This is a genomic window from Porphyromonas sp. COT-108 OH2963, assembly GCF_000768895.1.
Lineage (GTDB): Bacteria > Bacteroidota > Bacteroidia > Bacteroidales > Porphyromonadaceae > Porphyromonas_A > Porphyromonas_A canoris.
This window is the reverse complement of the sequence record NZ_JRAP01000002.1, coordinates 70,188-95,394: the sequence shown is the minus strand read 5'-3', so window position 1 is coordinate 95,394 and position 25,207 is coordinate 70,188. Positions and strand designations below refer to the sequence as shown.

At 42.8% G+C, this 25,207-nt stretch carries 18 protein-coding genes; 6 read left to right on the top strand and 12 right to left on the bottom strand.

Translation table 11 applies throughout. The features are described from left to right. Window positions 1-12: 12 nt before the first annotated feature. From hemB to glgP, 12 genes are all read right to left on the bottom strand, one after another. Entirely contained in the window at window positions 13-990 is a 978-nt protein-coding gene (gene hemB, locus HQ39_RS00450; RefSeq protein WP_036862633.1) for a porphobilinogen synthase, read from the bottom strand. A gap of 14 nt (window positions 991-1,004) precedes the next feature. Next, complete coding sequence (locus HQ39_RS00445; protein ID WP_036848759.1) at window positions 1,005-1,730, bottom strand: uroporphyrinogen-III synthase; 726 nt, start codon at window positions 1,728-1,730, stop codon at window positions 1,005-1,007. Next, window positions 1,727-2,635: a hydroxymethylbilane synthase gene (hemC, locus tag HQ39_RS00440; RefSeq protein ID WP_052079270.1), complete on the bottom strand. Its 909-nt coding sequence runs from the start codon at window positions 2,633-2,635 to the stop codon at window positions 1,727-1,729. The genes HQ39_RS00445 and hemC overlap by 4 nt, the downstream gene beginning before the upstream one ends. Then, the gene (hemA, locus tag HQ39_RS00435; RefSeq protein ID WP_036862631.1) at window positions 2,632-3,882 is read right to left on the bottom strand and encodes a glutamyl-tRNA reductase; all 1,251 of its coding nucleotides are present in this window, start codon (window positions 3,880-3,882) and stop codon (window positions 2,632-2,634) included. Before hemA ends, hemC begins: the two co-directional genes overlap by 4 nt. A gap of 31 nt (window positions 3,883-3,913) precedes the next feature. Next, window positions 3,914-4,579 (bottom strand): endonuclease III, encoded by a 666-nt coding sequence (nth, locus tag HQ39_RS00430; RefSeq protein WP_036791993.1) that lies wholly within the window; start codon window positions 4,577-4,579, stop codon window positions 3,914-3,916. A gap of 6 nt (window positions 4,580-4,585) precedes the next feature. Next, window positions 4,586-5,605 (bottom strand): phenylalanine--tRNA ligase subunit alpha, encoded by a 1,020-nt coding sequence (pheS, locus tag HQ39_RS00425; RefSeq protein WP_036791990.1) that lies wholly within the window; start codon window positions 5,603-5,605, stop codon window positions 4,586-4,588. A gap of 78 nt (window positions 5,606-5,683) precedes the next feature. After that, window positions 5,684-6,580, bottom strand: a complete 897-nt coding sequence (locus HQ39_RS00420) for a bile acid:sodium symporter family protein (RefSeq protein ID WP_036848753.1) — start codon at window positions 6,578-6,580, stop codon at window positions 5,684-5,686. A 1,064-nt stretch (window positions 6,581-7,644) separates the two neighbouring features. Further along, window positions 7,645-7,830 (bottom strand): hypothetical protein, encoded by a 186-nt coding sequence (locus HQ39_RS00410; protein WP_036862627.1) that lies wholly within the window; start codon window positions 7,828-7,830, stop codon window positions 7,645-7,647. A gap of 22 nt (window positions 7,831-7,852) precedes the next feature. Further along, window positions 7,853-9,364: an Ig-like domain-containing protein gene (locus HQ39_RS09090; RefSeq protein WP_160216093.1), complete on the bottom strand. Its 1,512-nt coding sequence runs from the start codon at window positions 9,362-9,364 to the stop codon at window positions 7,853-7,855. Window positions 9,365-9,887: 523 nt separating this feature from the next. After that, window positions 9,888-11,222, bottom strand: coding sequence for an NADP-specific glutamate dehydrogenase (gene gdhA / locus HQ39_RS00400; RefSeq protein ID WP_036788781.1), 1,335 nt, complete (start codon window positions 11,220-11,222; stop codon window positions 9,888-9,890). Between the two features lie 221 nt (window positions 11,223-11,443). Continuing rightward, window positions 11,444-13,432, bottom strand: coding sequence for a 6-phosphogluconolactonase (locus tag HQ39_RS00395; RefSeq protein WP_036862624.1), 1,989 nt, complete (start codon window positions 13,430-13,432; stop codon window positions 11,444-11,446). 37 nt (window positions 13,433-13,469) lie between these two features. Next, entirely contained in the window at window positions 13,470-16,052 is a 2,583-nt protein-coding gene (gene glgP / locus HQ39_RS00390; RefSeq protein WP_036862621.1) for an alpha-glucan family phosphorylase, read from the bottom strand. Window positions 16,053-16,464: 412 nt separating this feature from the next. On the opposite strand from glgP, the gene typA reads away from it, so the two are divergent. The 6 genes from typA to HQ39_RS00360 all read left to right on the top strand — a co-directional run bounded on the left by typA (window position 16,465) and on the right by HQ39_RS00360 (window position 25,182). Next, window positions 16,465-18,273 carry a translational GTPase TypA gene (gene typA, locus HQ39_RS00385; protein WP_036862619.1) on the top strand — a complete coding sequence of 603 codons (1,809 nt, stop codon included), beginning with the start codon at window positions 16,465-16,467 and terminating at the stop codon, window positions 18,271-18,273. Beyond that, window positions 18,260-20,089 (top strand): glycosyltransferase family 2 protein, encoded by a 1,830-nt coding sequence (locus HQ39_RS09350; protein WP_160216092.1) that lies wholly within the window; start codon window positions 18,260-18,262, stop codon window positions 20,087-20,089. Before typA ends, HQ39_RS09350 begins: the two co-directional genes overlap by 14 nt. A 50-nt stretch (window positions 20,090-20,139) precedes the next feature. Then, the gene (gene ffh, locus HQ39_RS00375; protein ID WP_036862618.1) at window positions 20,140-21,477 is read left to right on the top strand and encodes a signal recognition particle protein; all 1,338 of its coding nucleotides are present in this window, start codon (window positions 20,140-20,142) and stop codon (window positions 21,475-21,477) included. A gap of 56 nt (window positions 21,478-21,533) precedes the next feature. Continuing rightward, window positions 21,534-22,442: a bifunctional methylenetetrahydrofolate dehydrogenase/methenyltetrahydrofolate cyclohydrolase FolD gene (folD, locus tag HQ39_RS00370; RefSeq protein ID WP_036862616.1), complete on the top strand. Its 909-nt coding sequence runs from the start codon at window positions 21,534-21,536 to the stop codon at window positions 22,440-22,442. 126 nt (window positions 22,443-22,568) lie between these two features. Further along, window positions 22,569-24,623 (top strand): HD family phosphohydrolase, encoded by a 2,055-nt coding sequence (locus tag HQ39_RS00365; protein ID WP_036862614.1) that lies wholly within the window; start codon window positions 22,569-22,571, stop codon window positions 24,621-24,623. Further along, window positions 24,610-25,182, top strand: coding sequence for an RNA polymerase sigma factor (locus tag HQ39_RS00360; RefSeq protein WP_036862612.1), 573 nt, complete (start codon window positions 24,610-24,612; stop codon window positions 25,180-25,182). The genes HQ39_RS00365 and HQ39_RS00360 overlap by 14 nt, the downstream gene beginning before the upstream one ends. The last annotated feature ends 25 nt before the right edge of the window (window positions 25,183-25,207 follow it).

The following is a 25,207-nucleotide window of genomic DNA, read 5'->3' as shown; positions in this document are numbered from 1 at the left end:
AGCCGTAGAGTTTTATGCGTTATTCTTGAGCCAGATGGCTGCTTCTTTTGCAAAATAGGTGAGGATAATCTTTGCCCCTGCACGGCGAATAGAGAGCAGACTCTCCATCATCACTCGGTCGTGATCTATCCACCCTTTCTCTGACGCTGCCTTCAACATGGCATATTCTCCCGATACGTGATAGGCTGCAATAGGCATCTCAAAACGTTCTGCCGCCTTGGCGACAATGTCCAAATAAGGAAGAGCCGGCTTTACCATCACAATATCCGCTCCCTCCTGTATATCCAACTCAATCTCTCTGAGCGCTTCTTTGGCATTTGCAGGATCCATTTGGTAGCCACGGCGATCTCCGAAAGATGGAGCAGAGTCTGCAGCTATACGGAAAGGTCCATAGAATCCGGAGCAAAACTTTGCAGCATAGCTCATGATAGGGATATTTTCAAAGCCTGCCTCATCCAGTGCTTCTCTCATGGCAGCAATACGACCATCCATCATATCCGATGGAGCTACCATCTTTGCTCCACAGCGAGCCATGGATACTGCTTGACGGCAAAGAAAACTAACGGTAGCATCGTTGTCCACCTCTTCTCCATGAAGCACGCCGCAATGTCCGTGATCCGTGTACTCACACATGCAGATGTCTGCAATGGTGATGAGCTCCGGAAGTTCTTTGTGAAGAGCTTTAAGTGCCTGCTGTACTATGCCTTCGTCCGAAAAGGCTTCACTTCCGATACCATCCTTATGGGCAGGTATTCCGAAAAGCATAACGCTACGAATGCCCAAGCTATACAGTTCCTTGCACTCCTCTACCAAGGTGTCCACAGAGAAGTGGTACTGTCCCGGAAGAGAAGAGATCTCTTCTTTTATTCCTTTTCCATGAACGACAAAAAGAGGATGAATCAAATCTGATGGGTGAAGATAAGTCTCTTGCACCAAAGCTCTCATGTTCGCTGAAGAGCGAAGTCTTCTCATTCTAATAGTCGGATACATAGTAATAGTAGGTATTATTTCTGTTTATATATTGTCTCAAATATTTTCTCCGGATGTGGTTCGGGACTCTGGATAACATCCTTAAAACCTTCGGAGAGGAGTTTCTTTGTAGTTACGGGGCCTATGCTTATGGCTCGAAATCCTTTGTTTTCACCACCGGAATCCAACCATGCCTCTACTCCGGACGGACTATAAAAGACCACAAAGTCTAAAGATAGTGAAAGTCTTGCAATAGTAGCCGGCATTTCAGGATGTGGGACTGTCTTGTAGATAGGGAGAATAATGTACTCCCTGACATGAGGAGAGATAGCTGCTTCCAAAGAGTGTCCGGCTATATCCGAAGTAGGTTGCAGGATAAATTTATCGGCAGATTCATTTGCATATAAATGCAACCACTCCTCAGCCATCCCCTCTGCATTTTCGGTCTTGCTTTGAAACTCAGGAATAATGCCGTATAGCTGTCTTATTTTGTCAGAAGTAGCCTCTCCAATAGAACCGACTCTAATATCTTTTGAAAAAGAAGGATATAGTTTGTGGAAGTGAATAACCGCACGGGGAGATGTGAACAACACCCAATCGAAATGAGGCGGAAGCTCTGCCGGAATATCCACAGTAGAGATCGCAGGAAGACACAAAGGCTCAGGATAACCGTGCTGATCTATAAGATTCAACAAAGGAAGAGCCATCTCTTTTTCCCTTAAAAGAATACCGGTAAAAGTAAGGTGCTTTTCTGCTTTCATGAATGAAGGGTTTCTTTAAGGTGATTTGCCAAAGATTTGAGTTCGCCGAACGAATAGTTTGTAGGAAGAGTAAAGGAACAACCGGAATGCAGGTCTCCTTGAGCATAGAATGCCTGCCCTTTTACCTCTCCATCTTGCAACTCGCAGTAGCAACCAAAAGGTAAAGCACATCCTCCGCCTAAGTGTTGCAGCAACGCTCTTTCCGTATCCGTACAAAGTCTGTCTTCAACATTATTGAGCATTAAAGCAACTCTTTTTGCCACATCATTACTCTCATGTATTTCTATGGCAAGGGCAGCCTGACCCGGTGCGGGCAACAGCTGATGAACAGGGAAGGTATAGACGACATAATCCTGCAGTCCGAGCCTTGCTATTCCTGCCTTAGCCATAATGATCGCATCGTATTGTCCGCTTTTCATTTTATCAATACGAGTCTGTACATTTCCACGAATCGGTTCAAAAGACCACTCCAAGTGAGGAAAGTTTGCTTTAAGCTGTGCCACTCTTCTTGGACTGGAGGTTCCTATTTTCCAGCCTTTGCATTCGTCTAAGTGTGTTATAGGTTTATCGGAAACAAGTACATCTTCCACAGCAACTCTATCCAGAACAGCTCCAAGAAGGAATCCCTCTTCCAGGCAGACCGGAAGATCTTTCAAGCTGTGTACCGCAAAGTCTATACTGCCATCTTGAAGTCTCTCTTCGATCTCTTTGGTAAAAAGCCCCTTGGACAGTGTATTGCTTTGAAGGGAGATATTAAGGTGCTTGTCTCCGGATGTCTCTATAATCTCTATCTCTACCGGTATCTGAAACTCCGATATGATAATATCCCTTACCAAATGAGCCTGATAGAGAGCCAAGGCACTACCTCGAGTCCCTATTATTAAAGGTCTTTCTGTCTGCATCATGGCGTTTGGAGTATTTTCAGAAGTGCTTCTGCATATCTTGTATCTTCTGTCTCTTCACTTATTCGTCGTACTTTGGAAATAATGGATGAAGATATAGTGGTAGAGAGATGAGTCAAATGCTTTTCAATGAGACTCCTCACTTCGGGGCTGTCTATATTAGCCAAATATTTCAATTCCCCTTCCAGATATATCTCTATTTCCGAGCGAATCTGTCCATACACATCTCTAAGAGCCAGACCGTCTCTCCAAAGCTTAAACTCTTCCACCGCTTCCGTAAGCAGTTCCTTAACGGCAACATTGGACGGGAATCTCTCGTCCACTTCTTCCGGAGAGCCTTCTCGCAGATCATCTATGCCATATAGTCGGACATTGGGAAGGCCTAAGACATCAATCTCCACATTTCTCGGCACGGCAAGATCAAATATTACTATGGGCTCTTCTTCTGCATGCGTTTCCTTCAGAAGTGCTGCATCCACTATCGGAGAAGACGCAGCTGTCGCGACCCAAAGCCACTTCACTTCCTGAAGAACCGAAGAGAGTTGGTCGCTATGATAATAATGGTCTATGTGATGCTTATTGGCAAACCGAGAAGCTCGCTCTATAGTTCTGTTGTAGATCCTGATATCATTCACGCCCAGCAGTTTCAAGGCTTTAACAACAGTATCCGCCATCTGTCCCGCCCCCAATACGAGTGTCTTTCCAACAGTAATGTCAGATCCGTACTTGCCATTGATCATATTCACGGCCGCTGCTCCGGCAGAAGATTGTGCATGAGATATGGTATAGGTCGATCTTATCCGCTTGGCAACCTCTAAGGTTTTATCCACCAAACGGAGCAGTACGGATGGGAGCAGATTTCCGGAACGAGAGATATTGACAGCATCCTTGAGCTGCCCTAAGATCTGTGTCTCTCCCCGAACCATAGACTTTAGTCCGGAAGCCATAGAGAAGACATGCAACATAGCCCTCTCCTCTACGAGATAGAAGAAATAGCGGCTCATTTCCGGAGGTTGCTGTTTGTACTCCAACACTTCCGATATTATCTTGTGTATTGCATTATCTCCCACTTCCGATGGAATACAGACAATCTCCATCCGATTGCAGGTAGAGAGAAGAAAACCTCCCTGTATCAGCTTTTTAGCTTGAAGTTTTCTTAAAAAGTCGGCAACTTCTGCAGGAGTGAAAGAGAATGCTTCTCTTATCTCCACAGAAGCTGTTTTATAGTTGATGCCTACTACGGTAATCATAAAATAATAAGGGCTAAAAGAGCCAAACAGTCTATACTTCCAAAGCCTCCAACTGCTTCTTACTACGAGAGTAATGCAGACAATACTCCGAGATTCCACACTGTGCACACAGAGGAGATCTTGCCAAACAGACATACCTGCCGTGAAGAATGAGCCAGTGATGTGCTTTGCTCCACAGCTCTTTGGGAATATACTTTGTAAGCCCGCTCTCCACTTTCTCCGGAGTATTAGAAGTTTGTGGAACAAGACCTATGCGTCTGGAAACTCTAAAGACGTGTGTATCTACGGCAATGGCAGGGACATCGAAAAAGACGGAAGCAACAACATTTGCCGTCTTTCGCCCCACACCGGGAAGCTTTACCAATTCTTCTTGTTTCTCCGGGACACAACCATTAAAGTCGGATACCACAGCATTTGCCATACCATGCAAGTGCTTTGCCTTGTTGTTAGGATAGCTTACGCTCTTGATGTACTGAAATATATCATCCGGAGTAGAGGCTGCGAGTGCTTCCACGGTAGGAAACACATCGAAGAGAGCAGGTGTAACCAGATTGACACGCTTATCTGTACACTGGGCAGAAAGAATCACCGCCACTATGAGCTGATAAGCATCCGTATAGTTTAGTTCTGTTTCCGGATTGGGATTATTCTCCTTAAACCACCTTAATATATTGTCGTATCTCTCTTTTCTTGTCATTATCCCCTACTTGGCACTTTCAAACTGTTTCAAGAATCTCTTGTCATTCTCCGAGAACAGTCTCAAGTCGCTCACCCTATACTTCAGATTTGTGATGCGTTCAACGCCCATACCAAGAGCAAAGCCCGAATACTTCTTGCTGTCTATGCCACAGTTTTCAAGGACATTGGGATCCACCATACCACATCCCAGTATCTCCACCCATCCTGTGTGCTTACAGAACGAACAGCCCTCTCCTCCACAGATGTTGCAAGAAATATCCATCTCCGCAGATGGTTCCGTGAATGGGAAATACGATGGACGAAGACGGATGCGGGTATTGGCATCAAACATCTCTTGAGCAAAGAAGAGCAGTGTCTGTCTCAAGTCTGCAAAGGTTACATTCTCATCTATATAAAGAGCCTCCACCTGATGGAAGAAGCAGTGTGCTCTGGCGGATATCGCCTCATTCCGATACACTCTGCCCGGGCAGATGATCCGGATGGGAGGCTTTTGTGAAGTCATCACGCGTGTCTGTACAGAGGATGTATGTGTCCGCAGAAGCAGCTCCGGAGATGTAGAGACAAAGAATGTGTCCTGCATATCACGGGCAGGATGATCGTCCGCAAAGTTCAAGCTCTCGAACACATGCCAGTCGTCCTCGATTTCAGGACCCAAGGCAATGGAAAAGCCGAGACGGTTGAATATCCTGCAAATCTCTTCCCGGACAAGACTTAGAGGATGACGCGTTCCCATCGGAATGGGATAAGCAGTACGTGTAAGATCTTCTCCGGAAGTATCTCCTTCGCTTTGCTCCAAAGATCTTTTTACCGACTCATAAAGCTCTGCCACTCTGTTTTTCAAGACATTCATAGCAGCTCCGACATCTTTCTTCTCTTCTGCCGGAACGCTCTTAAACTCAGAGAAAAGAGAGGATATAAGACCTTTTTTGCTCATGAAGCGCAACCTGAAGTTTTCCAACTCCTCATGCGTCTGAATGGATAGACCGGACAGCTCGTCCAGCAATTTCTGTATCTTCTGTTTCATTAGGCTATTATACTTCGTTTTGAGACGGTAAAATTACTAAAACTTTTGCGAAGCGACCAACCGAAGAGTGCTTTTGGCTCACCTCAAATCGAACCCGGAGGCACTCCTGCTCTTATAAAGGAAGGCAAATATAAAGGTAGTCCAGAAAGAGATTATCGCATAGACCAGAGCCGGCTTCAGCATCTCCTGATTTTGCAAAAGCGTTCCGGTGATCAGCATTGCGAGCGAGCTGTTCTGCACGGCGATCTCGATGGCTGCCGTCATGGAACGTTTTCTGTTGAGATTGCCGAGACGAGCCACTGCCAGCCCTATAAGAAACGCCAGAGTATTGACTCCGAAAGAGAGCGGCAGCAGCAGCAACAGTTCATCCTTCAGAATGCCTGCTCCGCCACTATGTTCTCCGGCGAAAAACTTAATGGTAAACACGACGGAAAGGATGATTATCATTGCAATCTTCAGAGGTCTTTGGAGCTTCTCCCGCCCCTGTTTGATCAGTTTTCTGGTAACTCCTCCGAGAAAAACCGGCACGATGGTTACCAAAAAGATATGAGCCATGCTGTGGGCAAGAGGCATCTCGATGTAGACCTCCTGATGTCCGAAAACGAGGAAAGCCAGATTCACCAGGAAAGGGATCGTAGCCAGTGCCAGCAAGCTGTTGGCGACGGTCAAAGAGAGCGACATCGCCACCTCTCCTCCAAGAAGAAAAGTGATAAGCCCGGACGTGGATCCTCCGGGACAAGCCGCCAGTATCACGAAGCCGATTTTATACTCCGGCGAGATCGGAAGCAGCAGCATCAGCCCGATCATCATCAGGGGCAGAGCCAACATCTGCCCGAAAAGTCCCACCAGTACCGGCTTCGGTTTTGCGACAAGCGAAAGATAGTCCTGCCGGCTCAGAGAGAGCCCAAGACCATACATCACCAAAGCCACGGCACCGGAGATCAGAACATCAACAATTTCGGGAGACCAACTCATACGTCCTCACATCTTAAATATACGCCCTGCAAAGATAGCCATTTCCTTCACGAAAAATCGGGAAAAGAAGCTCTTGCCAAAAAGTTGATCATCAAGCCCCGGCACGATTTGCACAAAAATTCTCTTCTCCGGCAAGGAGAAAAGGTCAAAGCACAGAGAATCAAGCATAAAAGTCCCTGCACCACGTCGGAATCCTCCTTAGGAAACGACAACGTTTTTCGCGAAAAGGCTCTAAAAATTTCGGACACAGCATTTTTTTTGTTCGGATGAAAAATTTTTTTTGTTCGGATGAAAACTTATGTTCGTCCGCATAAAAAACTGACACAGTAGCAACAAAAATTTATTTTTACACCCGCGAAAAAGATTTTTTATTCCTATAAAAATAAATCTTTTATGCCAAAGAAAATACTTTTCTTACCTATGAAAATATTTTTCCTTACCTACGAAAATATTTTTCCTTACCTACGAAAATATTTTTCCTTACCTACGAAAATATTTTTCCTTACCTACNGAAAATATTTTTCCTTACCTACGAAAATATTTTTCCTTACCTACGAAAATATTTTTCCTTACCTACGAAAATATTTTTCCTTACCTACGAAAATATTTTTTCTTACCTACGAAAATATTTTTTCTTACCTACGAAAATATTTTTTCTTACCTACGAAAAATTTTTTTCTTACCTACGAAAATTTTTTTTCTTACCTACAGAAATATTTTTTCTTACCTACGAAAATTTTTTTTCTTACCTACGAAAATATTTTTTCTTACCTACGGAAATTTTTTTTCTTACCTACAGAAATTTTTTTTCGTGCGCACGTAAATTTTTTTTCGTGCGCACAGAAATTTTTTTTCATGCGCACGTAAATTTTTTTTCGTGCGCACGTAAATTTTTTTTCATGCGCACAGAAATTTTTTTTCGTGCGCACAGAAATTTTTTTTTCGTGCCACTCTCAGGTTCCCGTTTTGGCAACACAAAAAAGCAGTGCCGGCACTTATCGTACCGGCACTGCCTGCTTTTGTCTGAGATGTTTTATACTCCGTCCCTTCGGGATGAGCTATTATCAATCACCGGATTCGAGGTGTACCTTCCACCCCTTGTTCTCGGCTATCTTCTTGTGGCACGTGTCTGTGCCCGGATTGCCATAGAGGATGTTCTTATCCCCGTCTTGATCCAAAGCGATGCGCGTTGCGATGCCATCCTGTGGCATGAAGGCCGGGAAGAGAGCCTTTGGATATACGCTTCTCATATTCCTCGGTTCTTTTATTTTATCACAGATCCACTATTTCAAGATCCGAAATATTTCCTTTTCCCTCTCTGGCTGCTTTCTCCAGTTTTGCTTTATAAATTTCCACTTCTGCCTGAAGCTCCGTACAGTCCCACAAAAGCTTCTCTGCAAGTTTCTTCAACTCCTTATATTCATGTTCGTGAAGAGTATCTTTCTTTGCTTCAATTGCTTGAGAGAGGGTGCTGATCTCATTTTGCAAGTTTCCTATCTTCTCCAAAAGCGGTGTGAGCAGCTTGAGTTTTTCATTTACGGTTTTATCGGACTTCTTGATGCTGTCAAATTCCGTCCTTGCCGATTCGATATTTTGCTCAATCTGTTTCGCCTTATCTCTAAGTTCTTTGTACTCATCGGTGATCTTGCTCTTGACCGTAACCTCGCAAGTAGCAGTTTTGCCACCATCTTCCGTAGTGGCGGTGATGATTACTTTACCCGGTTTATGTGTGGTTACGCGACCTTGATCGTTTACGGAAGCGATGTCGGAAGCCGAGCTGCTCCAGATTACTGTTTTATTATCAGCATCAGCAGGAAGCACGGTGGCAAAAATAATGAAGCTCTCGCCCTCGATGATGGTCTTCTTGGTCGGATTGACCGTAATGCCGGTTACTTTTACCTCTTTCTTATTAACGGTAACCTGACAAGTGGCTGTCTTGCCTCCTTCCACCGTAGTGGCTGTGATAGTCGCGTTACCCGGTTTATGTGTCGTTACACGTCCTTGATCATTTACGGAAGCGATGTCGGAAGCCGAGCTGCTCCAAGTAACCGCCTTGTTGTCCGCATCGGCAGGAAGCACGGTGGCTGTGATGACAAACGTTTCCCCCTCTTTTACACTCTTCTCTGTCGGAGAAACGGTAATGCCTGTTACAAGAACAGGTTTGCGGCGAACGGTTACCTTACAAGTGGCTGTCTTGCCGCCATCCACAGATGTGGCTGTGATGATCGCAATGCCCTCTTTGTGAGTGGTTACTTCCCCTTTGTCATCAACGGAAGCAACGTCCGACTTGTTTGAACTAAACGTTACGGCCTTATTCGGTACATCTGCAGGGGTAAACGTAACTTGGAGTTTGAATTTCTCCCCTGCCTCCACACTCTTTTCGGTAGGAGAAACGGTAATGCCTTCCACCACCTTAATCAGTGTTACTTTTACCTCCTGACCATAAGTAGTACCAACGGAGTTCGTTGCATACGCACGAGCATAGTAGATTTTACCCGGAGTAAGGTTGCTGACGCTCACCTTGAAGCTCCCGGTACCCTGACCTCCGGAGACTTTATCATTGGAAACAGTAGGAGCAGAACTCATGGCATAACAGACACCGCGATCCGTAACTGCCGCTCCTCCATCTGCGGTAACATTTCCCTCGCAGTCGAAACTTGTTGTGGTAACAGCCGAAACCGCTCCGGTAGAAACCGTAGGTGCTTTTGCAGGCTCTTTCTGTTCTTTCTTGCATCCCATAACAGACAGGGATACAACTAATAAAAGAAATAGTACTCTTTTCATAATCATAATTTTTATTGTTCTTGATTTGATAGTCAACTCTAAAAACGCATAATACCCAAGAATAATCCAACCTATATCCGGGGCATGGTTCTCATTTATTCCCTATATATCGCAAAAATACAAATATTCAAAGAAAGAGTTCCATTTTTGGGATAAATGCTAAAACAAAAAGAGATGATAGTTCATAAAACTCTCAATAAATACTTTTACTTTCTCATATCAAGCGCAGAATGCTGCAAGTCATGGCTTGATTGTCTTAAATCACGCTTCGATCTGCACCAATTACGGCTTGGTTTATACCTCTAAACCTAATAAGCTCAATTTAAGAAAGTGTTTATCACATCTTTTATACAGGCTCAAACCAACAATTCGGCAGGGCAATGTCGATGGTATAAGATAAAAAGAAGAGAGTCTCCGAACTTTCGCTCGGAAACTCTCTATTTGTCAGAAACGATCTTTACGGGAAAGTCTGTTCCTCAATAAACAATCGTTGTATTATTTCTCAAAATGAATGTGTTCCGGATTAGATCACACCTTGTTGAATCATTGCTTCTGCAACCTTCATGAAACCTGCGATGTTGGCACCCTTAACATAGTTGATATAACCGTCTTTTTCGGTACCATACTTCACACATTGCTCATGAATGTCGTTCATGATTGCCTTAAGTCTTACATCGACCTCTTCGTTAGACCAAGACAAGTGCATTGCGTTTTGAGTCATTTCAAGACCGGAAGTAGAAACACCACCTGCGTTAACAGCCTTACCAGGACCAAAGAGAATCTTCTTTTCTACAAATAGTTCTGCCGCTTCTGCTGTACAACCCATGTTAGATACTTCACATACACAAAGAGTGTTGTTTGCGATCAACTGTTGAGCATCTTCAAGGTTAAGCTCGTTTTGTGTAGCACAAGGAAGAGCGATATCCACCTTTTGTCCCCAAGGCTTTTGACCCTTGAAGAACTCTACACCAAACTTCTTAGCGTATGGTTCTACGATGTCGTTACCACTATTGCGAAGATCCAACATGTATTCGATCTTTTCACCGGAGATTCCGTTTGGATCGTAAACGTATCCGTCAGGACCGGAGATTGTAACAACCTTAGCACCGAGCTCGTCCAACTTCTTGGCAGCACCCCAAGCTACGTTACCGAAACCTGAAAGGGCAACAGTCTTACCAGCCAACTTGTGGCCATGTGTTTCCAAAACCTGGTTAAGGAAATAGATTGCACCGAAACCTGTGGACTCCGGTCTGAGGTTAGATCCACCGAATGTAAGACCCTTACCGGTAAATGTACCATGATGTTGGTGAGAAAGCTTCTTGTACATTCCGTACATATAGCCTACTTCACGACCACCAACGCCGATATCACCTGCAGGAACATCTTCATCAGGACCGATGTTTCTCCAAAGTTCTGTCATGAAAGACTGGCAGAAACGCATAATTTCCGCATCAGAACGACCTTTTGGAGAGAAGTCGGCACCACCTTTACCACCACCCATAGGAAGGGTAGTAAGAGCATTCTTAAATGTTTGCTCGAAACCGAGGAACTTAAGGATAGACAAGTTCACAGATGGATGGAAACGGATACCTCCCTTATAAGGGCCGATTGCGTTGTTGAACTGTACACGATAACCGATGTTCACATGTACCTTACCTTCATCATCTACCCAGGGCACTCTGAAAGTGTAAACTCTGTCGGGTTCTACAATGCGGTCGATAATGTTGTGCTTTTCAAACTCAGGGTGTTGGTTGTACACCTCTTCAATAGATTGTAGCACTTCCTTTACTGCCTGAAGAAATTCTTTTTCTCCGGGATGTCTTTTCTCGAGTCTTTCGAGGACTTCGTGGATTTTCATTACAATGTAATTTTAATAAAGTGAAAATATAAACACTTAATTAGGTAATAACCTTAATTATCTTACTCCGCAAATTTAGTACTTAATACTTTCAAAACAAACGAAATCGGAGAAAAAAATAGCTTTTATATGAAAAAGAGATTGACACAGGAAGAAAAAACTGTGTCAATCTCTTTTTATCTTATCTGAAAGCTCAGATATATGGCTCTACAACGCTACCTTTAATCTACGGGGTGATACTCCACAAAGGCTTCGATAGCCTCATAAGAAGCCAAGCCCAAACGAGAGTAAAGATCTGCCGTTGCACGGTTGCGCTCTTCTGCACGTTGCCAGAAAAGTCTCTCGTCATTCCCTAAGAATGGAGCACTTTCCATTTGAGACTGGTGCTTTAGGATAGAGTTTCTCTTGAAACGAACTTCTTCGGGGCTCATCGGGACAGCCATCTCGATGTGGTCTATCTCCCACTCTGCCCATGCTCCTCTGTACATCCAGACCTTACATTCCTGATACCACTCTTCATGTTTTACCTGATCTATCGCGGCAAGAATCGCATCCAAGCAGACTTTATGCGTGCCATGAGGATCCGCCAAGTCTCCTGCCACAAACATCTGATGAGGTTTTACATTGCAGATCAGCTCTTTTATGATATCGACATCGGCTTGTGTCAAGTCTCCTTTTTTGATAGCTCCTGTTTCATAGAATGGCAGATCCAGGAAGTGTACATGATCATCCTGTTCGATTCCGACAAAACGACATGCTGTTCTTGCTTCTTCTCTACGAATGGTTCCCTTCATGAAACGAACTTCCGGAGTCTCTATGGAGCCTTCTTTCTTCTCATTCAAGAGATAGTTGCGAATATCCAAAGCTCTTTTCATTATAGGAGAGTCTTCCTGTCCCAAATGTTCGCAAACATTTCTTAGGTAGGATACATATCTTATGACCTCTTCATCCCCCACAGCAATATTACCGGATGTCTGATAAGCAACGTGAACATCGTGTCCCTGTACAACCAATCGGCGGAATGTTCCTCCCATGGAAATAACATCATCGTCAGGGTGAGGACTAAATACAATCACTCGCTTAGGATACGGCGTTGCACGCTCAGGTCTGTTAGAATCATCGGCATTAGGTTTACCTCCCGGCCAACCGGTTATGGTATGCTGAATATCGTTGAATATCTTGATATTGACATTGTATGCCGAGCCGAACTTGGTTATAAGTTCATTGAGCCCATGTTCTGCATAGTCCTTGTTGGTCAGTTTCAAGATCGGTTTTCCGGTAAGATCGCACAGCCATACAATAGCACGACGAATGAGTTTGTCATCCCAATCACAAGAAGTAACCAACCACGGGTGGCTGATTCGTGTAAGTTGAGAAGCAGCTTGAAGATCCACCAAAACTTTCGCTTGAGGTATCATTTGAAGCTGAGATGCAGGCAGAAGGACACTGCAATCTCCCTCTACGGTCTCTTTTATCATCTTCGCCTTATCTTCTCCAAGAGCCAAAAGGTATATCTTCTTAGCCTTAAAAATAACAGACAATCCTGCTGTGATAGCGGTTTGAGGAACTGCATCAAGAGCATTGAATGTTGTCATTGCCTCTTCTCGTGAAGTCTTATCCAAAGTTACAAGCCTTGTAATGGATGTACTCATCGCTCCGGGCATATTCAGGGCAATAGTACCTTCTCTGCCGATACCCAATATTACAAGGTCTATACCTCCGAGGTCTGCTATCTCCTGTTCGTATCTGCGGCTCTCTTTCTCTGTGCTCTCGGAAACAGAGAATGTGTCTATTGCGTGCAGATTGCCATTAGGCATATCGACATGGGCAACAAACTCTTCTCTTATTCTTGCCGAAACTCCTTGATGAACATCCGTAAGAGGATAAAATTCGTAAAGGGGGAAAATATGCAGGTTAGACAGACTTATGCCCTCTTCCTTGTGGTATTTCACAAGAAGTTCAAAGACATTGGACGGAGTATCTCCTCCCGAAACTGCAAGCACGTACGATTTGGACTTCGATTGTGCCTGCTTCAACTCTTTTACGATAGCCTTCGCGATAACCTCCGCAGCATCACCTGCCGCGGGGAAAATCTGTGTTGGAATCTTTTCGTATCGTGTGAGCAGAGACTGCTCGTAGGCATTGGTTGGCTTGTAATATCTCTCCGGAATATGCGTTAATGCAATCTTAGAGCTTAAATTGTACCTCATATCTTTATTCTATGTTTTTATATTACGACCTTCGTTGTTAATCTATATTGACCCACCGAACCAAAGAAAAGTCCATCTTATGAGGAAGGGCAGGATGTGTGGGAAGTAGTCGAACCGCCAGCTTGTGATGTCCCGGGTTTTCGGCTTCTTTTCTGATTCTATAGTGTACTTTACTTCCATTCTGCTCGACGATCTCCAGTGGTGTAACCTCTTCCAATAGAAGTTTATTCGCATCTTCCTTATCCGCCTTTACTTCTATCAGCTCAGCAAGAAGATCTCCGGCAATATCTTTTTTATCAATGTAGAGATTTACCTCAAGCATTTCTCCCACGGTTAGAGAATGATCTCCGGTACGATCATGAACGATCATACTACAATTCTCAACTTCTACCTGATCCCATTTTTCAGCAACGTCTATCTTCCACTCTACCAACTCTTTTGCAATCTTACCGGAGTCGGCAGAAATAAGCTTGAACCGCTTTGCAAGAGGATTATAAAAACGCTCGATATAATCTTGCAGCATACGCCTCATTGTATAGTGAGGCAAGATGTAGTTCATGCTGTTCTTAATCCACTGTATCCACTCATCCGAGTACTCTTTTCCCTCTGCTCTATTATAATAGAGAGGTATGAGCTCTTCCTCAAGAATGTGGTATATGGTAGCTGCATCCAACTGATCCTGGTGGTGCTGATTTTGGAATGTCTTCTTATCGGTCAATGCCCAACCCGCCTTTTCGCGGTAGCCTTCGAACCACCATCCGTCAAGGACAGAGAAGTTCAGCACACCGTTCATAAGAGCTTTCATTCCCGAAGTACCGGAAGCTTCCAAAGGTCTTGTAGGAGTATTCAGCCAGACATCCACTCCTGCAATCAGCATAGAAGCAACCTGCATGTCATAGTTTTCCAAAAACAAAATCTTACCAGAAAATTCGGGTTTCTTGGAAATATCAACGATATGCTTTATCAACCCTTGTCCTCCTCCATCTGCGGGGTGAGCTTTTCCCGTATATATAAATTGTACAGGCTGATCGCTGTTATTAACAATCTTTGAAAGCCTATCCAAGTCTGTAAAGAGCAGATGCGCCCTCTTGTATGTCGCGAATCTTCTACCAAAACCGATCAGTAAAGCTTTTGGATTGATGCTATTTATAAGATCCACAGCCTTTGATGGATCTCCATTATTGCGCACCCAGTTATCTCCGTAATGTTTTTGAATATAACGGATGAACTTTTGCTTTAGCTCTGTTCGTACTTTCCAAATCTCTTCATTATCTACATCTTGAATCTTATTCCAAACACTTTCTTGCTCTTGTGTATGACAGATATCAGATGAGATTTTTTCTTCTATAAATGTTTTCCACTCCGGTTGTGTCCATGTTGGAAGGTGTACACCGTTGGTAACATATCCCACATGAAGTTCTTTTGCAAAAAATCCTTTCCAAACAGGAGCGAACATCTCTTGAGAAACTTTCCCGTGAAGGAAGCTTACACCATTGGCTTCCTGACAAGTGTTGAGAGCAAAGACACTCATGGAGAATTTTTCTCCCGAACCGGGATTTTCTCGTCCCATATCCACAAGTTCATGGAATGATATACCGAGTCTGTCGGCAAAACGCCCCATATATTTACCAAAGAGAGACTCATCAAAATAATCGTGTCCGGCAGGTACGGGAGTATGTACCGTATAAAGAGAAGATGCTCTCACAAGCTCCAATGCCTGAAGGAATGTAAGGCCATCCCTTTCTATATGGTTGGCTAAGCGTTCTGCATTGATGAGAGCAGCATGTCCTTCGTTACAATGGTAAATATCTTTCTTTATGCCTAAACGATTGAGAAGTTCTATACCGCCTATACCAAGAAGATACTCCTGACGCATACGATTTTCCCAATCTCCACCATAAAGCTGATGAGTGATTGTCCTATCCCATTCGTTATTTTCTTGAATGTCTGTATCTAAAAGGTAGAGTGTTACACGACCTACTGCAACCGACCAAACGTTAGCCATCAACATGTGATCCAAGAATGGAATGGATATCTGAACTTGTCTACCGTTTTCGTCAAATAGTTGTGTTATCGGAAGTGCTTCAAAATCCTGTGGTTTATATACTGCAACCTGCTGACCGTCGGATGTTATCGTTTGATCAAAGTAGCCAAAACGATATAAAAATCCGACTGCGACCAGATCTATATTGGTATCGCTTGCCTCTTTGAGATAGTCTCCGGCTAAAACACCCAAACCTCCGCTATATATCTTAAGTATGTTAGTAAGACCATACTCCATGCTAAAATAAGCCACAGATGGTTTGGTATTATCGGGCTTTTCGTCAATGTATGCTCTAAACTTCTCATAAATATCTGCTATACGAGCTTGTAGAGCAGAGTCCTCCATCACCTCCTCTATTTTAGACTGAGATAAAGATTGTAAAAGCTTTACAGGATTACCAAAGTTTTCATGCCAAACAGATGGATTGAGACTCTTGAAAAGAGCTTTCGCTTCGGGATTCCAGACCCACCATAAATTGTGAGCAATTTCGTCTAACTTAGAAAGAGACTCCGGCATTTTAGAGCTTGTAAACAAGTCTTTCCACGCAGGAGCATTACATCTTTTGTTAATTATCATACTTATTTTTATCGGATATTTTATTTACAATAGTTGCGTCTATATCAGCACAGATCCCAAGACATGAATAATTCTATCTTAAAACCTCTCATCTTATGTGTTTACAACAGCGCAAACTTACAAATTTATATCGGTGTACACAAAAATATTCAATCCTAAACCGGCTCCTCCTCATATCTTTTTGGGGAGGTTGTGTTCAAGTCGTCTCAAAGAAAGAATCTAACAACAATTCTCGCTTTGTAACAAGAAAATATCACGGATAAATACTCTGATGAGAGTAATTATTCTCTTTAGCCAAATACATTTATAATGTGCTTCTGCTCTTCTTAGATTTTCACAACTCACCATTTAGTCGTAATTTTGTATCTTATTAAACACTGAAAGGAGCCTCCCATAATTTAATAGGCAGAAGATGCAAAAAATAAGAAATATCGCAATAATTGCCCACGTCGACCATGGTAAAACTTCCTTGGTGGATCGTTTACTTCTTGCGGGCAATCTATTTAGAGAAGAGAATAAAGAGCTGGATCAGCTGTTGGATAATAATGACTTGGAACGAGAAAGAGGCATCACCATATTATCCAAAAATGTCTCTATCTCTTACAAAGGCTACAAAATAAATATCATAGACACTCCGGGGCACGCGGACTTTGGAGGTGAAGTGGAACGTGTACTCAACATGGCAGATGGTTGTTTGCTGTTGGTTGATGCTTTTGAAGGTCCTATGCCTCAGACTCGATTTGTGCTTTCAAAAGCGATAGACATGGGGCTGGTTCCAATAGTCGTGGTAAATAAAGTGGACAAACTCAACTGCAGACCGGATGAAGTACAAGATATGGTATTCGATCTTATGTTTTCACTGAATGCTTCGGAAGAACAGCTTGACTTTACGACACTATTCGGTTCTGCGAAAGAAGGCTGGATGTCTTATGATTGGAGACAACCAACTGCTTCCATTGAGCCTCTTCTAGAAGCTATCATAGAGCATATTCCTGAACCGGTGCAACTGGATGGGACAACTCAAATGCTTATTACCTCTTTGGACTACTCCAAGTATGTAGGTCGGATAGCCATAGGGCGTGTACACCGAGGCTCTCTCAAGGAAGGACAAGACATAACGCTGTGCAAGAGAGATGGCAGCATGGTAAAAAGCAAAATAAAGGAGCTTAACGTATTTGAAGGTCTTGGACGAAAAAAAGTGGAAGAAGTTTCCAGCGGAGATATGTGTGCCGTAATTGGTATCACAGGATTTGAGATTGGAGATACTATTGCCGATTTTATTGAACCGGAACCCTTACCTACTATCGCCATTGATGAGCCTACAATGAGTATGCTATTTACAATAAACACCTCTCCCTTCTTCGGGAAGGAGGGTAAATACGTTACCTCTCGGCACATACATGACCGACTCATGAAAGAGTTGGACAAAAACCTGGCGCTAAGAGTAGAGCCAACGGAAAGCGCAGACTCTTGGCTTGTTTATGGTAGAGGTGTATTGCACCTATCTGTCCTTATAGAAACAATGCGCAGAGAGGGATACGAGCTTCAGGTAGGACAGCCTCAAGTCATCATCAAAGAGATAGATGGAGAAAAATGTGAACCCATAGAAGAACTTACGATCAATCTCCCGGAAGAGCATGCCAGCAAAATCATAGATATAGTAACAAAACGAAAGGGAGAGATGCTTTCGATGGAGAACAAAAACGACAGGATATTCTTGCAGTTCTCCATCCCATCAAGAGGAATCATCGGACTCAACAACAGTGTTCTTACAGCATCAGGAGGAGAGGCTATTATGGCACATCGCTTTGTCTCTTTTGAGCCTTGGAGAGGACCGATTGAAAGACGTAATAATGGCTCAATTATTGCCCTTGAAAGTGGAACGGCTTTTGCCTATGCTCTTAACAATCTTCAGAGTAGAGGAAACTTCTTTATCTCTCCACAAGAAGAGATATATGAAGGCCAGGTAGTTGGAGAACACACCAAGGAGGGAGACCTTGTAGTGAATGTTTGTAAGACAAAAAAGCTGACCAATATGCGAGCTTCAGGAAGTGATGAAAAAGTCTCGCTTGCTCCACCGATAGTGTTCAGCCTGGAAGATGCTCTTGAATACATCAAAGCAGACGAGTATGTGGAGATCACTCCGAAAAGTATGCGTCTGAGAAAAATACTTTTATCCGAAAATGATCGAAAGCGAGCGGGTAAAAATGCTCTGGTCTGACATGGACTTTTCCGACGAAAATAAAAATAAAGTTTTGGCGATAATCGTGTTACATAACGCAAGTATGTGGCACGATTTGTCGTTCAATACCCTCCTTGATCAACCGGATATAGATCTATTTATAATAGATAACGCAAGTACGGATGATACTCCTGTGTGGCTGCAAAAGACTCCAAACATACAAAAGCGCGTATTCTCTAAAATCAATATCGGATTTGGGATGGCAAACAACCGAGGTATAGAGTATGCCATAGCTCACGGCTACAAAGGAGTTTTACTGATCAATCAGGATGCCTGTATCGCACCATCCGAAGCAAGAAAACTCATTGAAGCAGGAGAAAAAGACTCTACTTGGGGTATCATCTCGCCAATGCACTATGTCGACGAAAAGAACTTGGATAGAGGCTTCTCCAACTATATTCGTCATTGCTCGAACACTTCTTCCGAAAATGAGATAATAGAGGTTCCCTTTATCAATGCTGCTCTTTGGTATATACCATATCAGACTCTTGTAAAAGTAGGAGGCTTTTCTCCTCTGTTCTTCATGTATGGGGAAGACAAAGATTATTGCAACAGAGTAAGATATGCCGGACTAAAAATCGGCTATCTTCCTTCTGCCAAAGGCTATCATCTCCGACCTCAACAAGAGGATATACCAATGGAAAAAAGACGAACGTTGGAATGCACTTATCATCTCACAGAGTGGATGAATCCCGGCTACTCTTCTTTCAAGTCTCTAAGAAAAGGACCAATAAATTTATTTATAAAAGCCCTTTTAAGAAAACATGGACTTTCTCTTACAGAGGTTAATAATCTATGGAAAAAACGACATGAAATAGCTCTTTGGAAAGAAAGGCCTGCCATAAATATTGATTCTATTTGCAGGACTCTACCAAACGAGAAAAGCTTTCTTGCTCCTGTTTTACTTTTTGTCTATAACAGACCGGAACACACCAAACAGGTTATCAGCTCTTTACTTGCCCAAGCAGAAGCACCATATACCGACCTTATCATCTTTTGTGATGGTGCAAAAAACGAACAGGACAAGACCAAAGTAGAGGAGATTTGGAATATAGTAGAGAATATTGACGGATTTAAGAGTAAAACCATATATAAACAATCCGAAAACATTGGATTAGCAAAGAGTATCATCGCTGGAGTTACACAGACGCTTCAATCATATACAGCTGTCATAGTGTTGGAAGATGACTTAATATTGTCTCCCTACTTTTTAAGATGGATCAACGATGCTTTGGATAGGTATTCTTCCGTAGAAGAAGTAGCTCATATCTATGGATGCAACTATTTCCAAACGAAAGGCGGCAATCCCAACGGAGACTTCCTGTGCTTTGTGGGGTCTTGGGGATGGGGAACTTGGCAAAGAGCTTGGAAGAAATATGCCGAGTGGAATGGGGAAAAACTTCTTCATGAGATTAAGAAACGTGGTCTTAAAAGGAGGTTCGACTTTAATAATTCCTATCCCTATACTCGAATGCTAAAAAGACAGGTAGCGGGAGAAAATAACTCTTGGGCCATACGCTGGAATGCCTCTCTGTTTTTACAAAATAAACTATCACTTACAGCAGGGAGATCTCTTGTGAACAATATTGGTTTTGATGGTTCCGGAACTCATTGCGGACAAGACTCCCTATATGGTAGCACTCTTGTTCCTTACCCTCTGTATGCAGAGACTCCTCCACAAGAAGTAAAAGAGAATCTAATATTCCGTAAAAAATTGGAGCGCTACTATCGTAAAACCAACTCTATACCTGCAAAAGCGTGGCGGAGGATACGAAAGTTTTCGCTAATTTTGTGAACATAAAACTTCAGCAGATAATACAAATACGCAAATAACTATACAGCAAGATGTTTAATAATCTTTCAGATAGACTCGAAAGGTCATTCAAAATACTTAAAGGGGAAGGCAAAATAACGGAACTCAATGTGGCCGAAACATTGAAAGACGTAAGACGAGCTCTTTTAGAGGCAGATGTTAACTTTAAGGTTGCGAAAGACTTTACCAATAAAGTAAAGGAGAAAGCCCTCGGACAAAATGTTCTGACTTCTATCAAGCCCGGTCAGCTCATGGTAAAGATTGTCCATGATGAGTTGGCAGAGCTTATGGGGGGATCTGCTGAGGATATAAACCTAAGTGGAAATCCTTCTGTGATATTGATGTCCGGCTTGCAGGGTTCCGGTAAGACAACATTTACCGGGAAGTTGGGTAACTATCTGAAGGTCAAGCAGCACAAGAAACCTCTGCTTGCGGCATGTGACGTTTACAGACCTGCTGCGATAGAACAACTTCATGTATTGGGTGAACAACTGAATATCCCTGTTTATAGTGAAAAGGAGAACAAAAATCCTATTGCTATTGCAAAGAATGCTATACAGAAAGCCAAGGAAGAAGGCTGTGATGTTGTCATCATAGACACGGCAGGACGATTGGCTGTGGACGAAGTTATGATGAATGAGATCGCATCTATTAAAGAAGCGATTCGTCCGGACGAAATTCTCTTCGTTGTGGATGCAATGACAGGGCAAGATGCTGTTAATACTGCAAAAGAGTTTAATGACAGACTTGACTTCAACGGCGTTGTTCTCACAAAGCTTGATGGTGATACACGAGGTGGAGCTGCTATATCCATTAGAAGTGTTGTTACTAAGCCCATCAAATTTATTGGTACGGGAGAAAAGCCTGAAGCCATAGATGTATTTCACCCAAGCCGTATGGCAGACCGCATCCTGGGCATGGGAGACGTCATCTCTTTGGTTGAGCGTGCTCAAGAGCAATTTGACGAAGAACAAGCAAAAAAACTACATAAAAAGCTTGCTAAGAATCAGTTCGACTTCAATGACTTCCTCGAACAAATTGCCCAAATCAAAAAGATGGGAAATTTGAAAGATCTGATTGGAATGATTCCGGGTATGGGCAAGGCTATCAAAGACCTGGATATTGATGATGATGCTTTCAAAGGAGTGGAATCCATCATATATTCCATGACTTCCGAAGAGAGATCCAATCCTAATATCATCAACGGATCAAGACGGAAACGTATTGCTGCCGGATCGGGTCGTTCTATCCAAGAGATAAACAATCTTCTAAAACAGTTCGAGCAGACTCGTAAAGTCATGCATATGATGACCAATTCAGGAGCCGGACAACTGGCAAAATTAGCAGGAGGATTACGCCCCAAACGTTAGGCTTGACGACAATTTTTAGAAATTATCAACACCAACTATTGACTACAAAACAAACAATGGAAAGTACCAATCTTGATACAAACAAATACCAAATTCTGAGCGGCAAAGAAGCATCGACTCACTTCAAAGATGAAATAAGAAAAGAGGTTGAAGCCTTCGTTACCCAAGGAGAAAGAGCACCACACTTGGCTGCCATACTAGTGGGACATGATGGTGGCAGTGAGACCTATGTGGCCTCTAAGATGAAGACCTGTGAGGAGGTAGGATTTAAATCCTCCTTAATCAGATATGAAGAAGACATCACCGAGGAAGAGCTCTTAAAAGCGATACAGTCTCTGAATGAAGATGATGAGCTTGATGGCTTTATCGTTCAGATGCCTCTTCCTAAACATATAGATGAACAAAAAGTAATAGAAGCGGTAGATCCAAGAAAGGACGTGGATGGATTTCATCCTGAAAACGTGGGAAAGATGAGTATAGGTTTAGAGACATTTGTCTCAGCCACTCCTCTTGGTATCATTTCTCTTCTGAAGTACTACAATATCTCTACCAGAGGGAAGCATTGTGTGGTTGTAGGTCGCAGCAATATCGTAGGGAAACCGATGGCTAACTTACTCCTATACAAAGGAGAACAAGGAGATGCCACTGTTACCATATGTCACAGTAGAACCCCCAATATCGCAGAGATCACCAGACAAGCAGATATCCTTATTGCGGCAGTAGGTATTCCGGAATACATCAAAGGTGACATGGTAAAAGATGGAGTCATTGTTATAGATGTCGGTACTACAAGAGTCCCAGACAGCAGCAAAAAAAGCGGTTTTAGACTATCCGGAGACGTGAAGTTTAATGAGGTTGCCCCAAAAGCATCCTATATTACTCCGGTACCAGGAGGGGTAGGTCCGATGACAATATGCTCTCTTATGCAGAATACCTTAAAAGCTGCAAAACAAAGAAAGAAATAGGTCCTATTATGGATATTGGCTCTTAAGCCGATTTATAAGACCTCACTCCTCCCTACTCTTAATTTCTCAATTAGGATTGGAGAGGAGTGAGTCTTTTATCATAGTAATAAATACTTCTGAAACGTCATGACACGAAACAGAATAGTTCAATACCGATCTTTGGCGCTGTTTATCCTTACGGCCGCTATCATCGTCATGTTTTATCCTCGAAGAACAAAGTTCAAATACCAATTCACAGAGGGAAGACCTTGGAAGTATGAATTACTTACTGCTCCTTTTGACTTTCCTGTAATAAAAACATCCGCACAGATACAGTACGAAAAAGATAGTGTCCTTCGGTCTGTTATGCTCTACTATACATTGGAAGAGCAGGTGTATAAATCTGTCAAGAACGAACTTATTACCGACTACAACAGAGAACATCACAAGACTCTGGGGAGCGAATACATCAACTATCTTGTTCATGAACTTGAGATCATTTACAAGCAGGGAATCTTGAGCCAAAGTTTATACGATGACCTCTACCAGCTGAAAGAGAAGAGCTTTAACATCATTACAGAGGATAACATAGCAAAAAAGCGAACTCTGGATGATGTTTATACTCTAAAACAAGCGTATGAAAAGGTACTGACAGATGCTCCTGCATCTGTTTCAAGTGAAGGTCTGCGCACCATTGGAATAAATAAATACCTCCGATCTAATCTGGTCTTTAATGCAGAAGTAACAGATAAAGTAGAGCAAGCCAAACTTGAAGACATTGTGGCGGAGCAGGGACGTGTACAAGCCGGAGAGCGTATTGTAGGGACAGGAGACGTTATCACTCCCGATATATATATGCAGCTGAGTTCGCTGAAAAGGATTTATGAGAGTCAGTCCTCCACCGGCTCCAGCTCTATTCTCATTTTGTTGGGACACTTCATACTGAATCTCATTATCCTCCTCTCATTTTGGGGTTACTTGGTCTCTTTCCGACCAAAAATCATTTCAGATATAAAGAACTCGTTTTTCTTTCTCTCCATTATATTGCTATTCGTCATTCTTACGGAGATAGCCGTTTCACATGAGATCTTTAATATCTACATACTGGCCTATGCTACCCTTCCCATTCTTGTGCGAACCTTCTTCGACTCTCGCACGGCACTCTATGCACATATCATAAATGTACTTACCTGCTCTCTTATAGCTCCTTATGCCTTAGAGTTCATTATTATACAATTCCTGTCCGGAGCCATGTCAATACTGACTCTTGTACGTTTATCCCAACGCTCGGACCTTATCCGAAGCTCATTCTATGTATTGCTCACCTGCATTGTTACCTATGTCAGTCTGACCATGTTTCAAGAAGGCGATCTGCAAAATATCTCATGGAGAATCATCGTATATTTCCTCATAAGCTTTGTCTTCCTAATGTTTACCTATGTGATGGTATATGTGTTAGAACGGGTTTTCGGCTATGTTTCCAACATATCTTTGATAGAGCTTTCGGATGTCAATACTCCTATGCTTCGTCAATTATCGGAAATGGCTCCGGGAACATTTCAACACTCTTTGCAGGTATCCATATTAGCTACTTCTGCGGCTGCACGTCTCGGAGCAGATGTTCAGTTGATCCGTACCGGAGCTTTGTATCATGACATTGGGAAGATGAAAAATCCCGGATACTTCACGGAGAATCAGGGAAACAACAATCCGCATGACAAACTCCCATTTGATGAGAGTGCAAAGATCATCATTAAGCATATCACCGATGGTATAGAACTGGCAGAAAAAGCAAGACTTCCCAAGCAGGTGATAGACTTTATCCGCACACATCATGGATTGAGTAAGGTAAAATACTTCTACTACTCATATAAAAATGCCAATCCTGATGCAATCATAGATGAAAGTATATTCACTTATCCCGGTCCTAATCCGTACACCAAAGAGATGGCAATACTGATGCTTGCAGATGTCGTAGAAGCCTCATCAAGAAGCCTTAAAGACTTTACTGAAGACAGTATGATGGCTCACATCAATAAAATCATAGATGGAATAATAGAAGAAGGACTCCTAAAGAATAGCCCTTTGACATTCAAAGATGTAGAAATAATTAAGGAAGTATTCTTCGAGAAACTTAAAACCATGTTTCATTCTCGCATCTCCTATCCAGAGCTCAAAACAAGAACAAATGCTTTCGAGTAAAGACTTATCTCGCATATCGGAAGAGGAGCTTCTGCGACTGCTTCAACAAGAAGAGACCAAAGAACAGGCCTTCTCTGTTCTTGTAAAAAGATATAGCCCCAGACTGTACGCGGTGATCCGTCGCATCGTACTCTTCCATGAAGATGCCAACGATGTTCTGCAGGAGTCGCTGTATAAGATCTGGAAGAATATTGCTTTATTCAAGGGCAATTCCAGGCTCTACACGTGGATGCATACGATAGCAACAAATGAAGCTCTATCTCATCTCAGATCTGAAAAATATGAACGAAAAGTTCCGCTATCCACATCGGAGTATGATCTGGCTGAGATACTTATGAACGATCCATACTTTGACGGAGACAATGCGGAAGCTCTTCTTCATGCAGCAATAGCTACTCTCCCGGAAAAGCAAAAGCTGGTTTTTCAATACCGCTACTTTGATGAGCTCTCCTATAATGAGATTTCTCAACTGACGGGTACATCGGTCGGAGCTCTTAAAGCGGACTTTCACCATGCACAAAAGAAAGTAAAACAACACATTGAGATAGAATCGGATTAAACCTTTATCCCTAAACCCTATCTAA

Coding starts and splice junctions, on each gene's coding strand:
- hemB (WP_036862633.1), bottom strand. CDS start 990: ATGTATCCGACTATTAGAATGAGAAGACTTCGCTCTTCAGCGAACATG.
- HQ39_RS00445 (WP_036848759.1), bottom strand. CDS start 1,730: ATGAAAGCAGAAAAGCACCTTACTTTTACCGGTATTCTTTTAAGGGAA.
- hemC (WP_052079270.1), bottom strand. CDS start 2,635: ATGATGCAGACAGAAAGACCTTTAATAATAGGGACTCGAGGTAGTGCC.
- hemA (WP_036862631.1), bottom strand. CDS start 3,882: ATGATTACCGTAGTAGGCATCAACTATAAAACAGCTTCTGTGGAGATA.
- nth (WP_036791993.1), bottom strand. CDS start 4,579: ATGACAAGAAAAGAGAGATACGACAATATATTAAGGTGGTTTAAGGAG.
- pheS (WP_036791990.1), bottom strand. CDS start 5,605: ATGAAACAGAAGATACAGAAATTGCTGGACGAGCTGTCCGGTCTATCC.
- HQ39_RS00420 (WP_036848753.1), bottom strand. CDS start 6,580: ATGAGTTGGTCTCCCGAAATTGTTGATGTTCTGATCTCCGGTGCCGTG.
- HQ39_RS00410 (WP_036862627.1), bottom strand. CDS start 7,830: ATGAGAAGCGTATATCCAAAGGCTCTCTTCCCGGCCTTCATGCCACAG.
- HQ39_RS09090 (WP_160216093.1), bottom strand. CDS start 9,364: ATGAAAAGAGTACTATTTCTTTTATTAGTTGTATCCCTGTCTGTTATG.
- gdhA (WP_036788781.1), bottom strand. CDS start 11,222: ATGAAAATCCACGAAGTCCTCGAAAGACTCGAGAAAAGACATCCCGGA.
- HQ39_RS00395 (WP_036862624.1), bottom strand. CDS start 13,432: ATGAGGTACAATTTAAGCTCTAAGATTGCATTAACGCATATTCCGGAG.
- glgP (WP_036862621.1), bottom strand. CDS start 16,052: ATGATAATTAACAAAAGATGTAATGCTCCTGCGTGGAAAGACTTGTTT.
- typA (WP_036862619.1), top strand. CDS start 16,465: ATGCAAAAAATAAGAAATATCGCAATAATTGCCCACGTCGACCATGGT.
- HQ39_RS09350 (WP_160216092.1), top strand. CDS start 18,260: ATGCTCTGGTCTGACATGGACTTTTCCGACGAAAATAAAAATAAAGTT.
- ffh (WP_036862618.1), top strand. CDS start 20,140: ATGTTTAATAATCTTTCAGATAGACTCGAAAGGTCATTCAAAATACTT.
- folD (WP_036862616.1), top strand. CDS start 21,534: ATGGAAAGTACCAATCTTGATACAAACAAATACCAAATTCTGAGCGGC.
- HQ39_RS00365 (WP_036862614.1), top strand. CDS start 22,569: ATGACACGAAACAGAATAGTTCAATACCGATCTTTGGCGCTGTTTATC.
- HQ39_RS00360 (WP_036862612.1), top strand. CDS start 24,610: ATGCTTTCGAGTAAAGACTTATCTCGCATATCGGAAGAGGAGCTTCTG.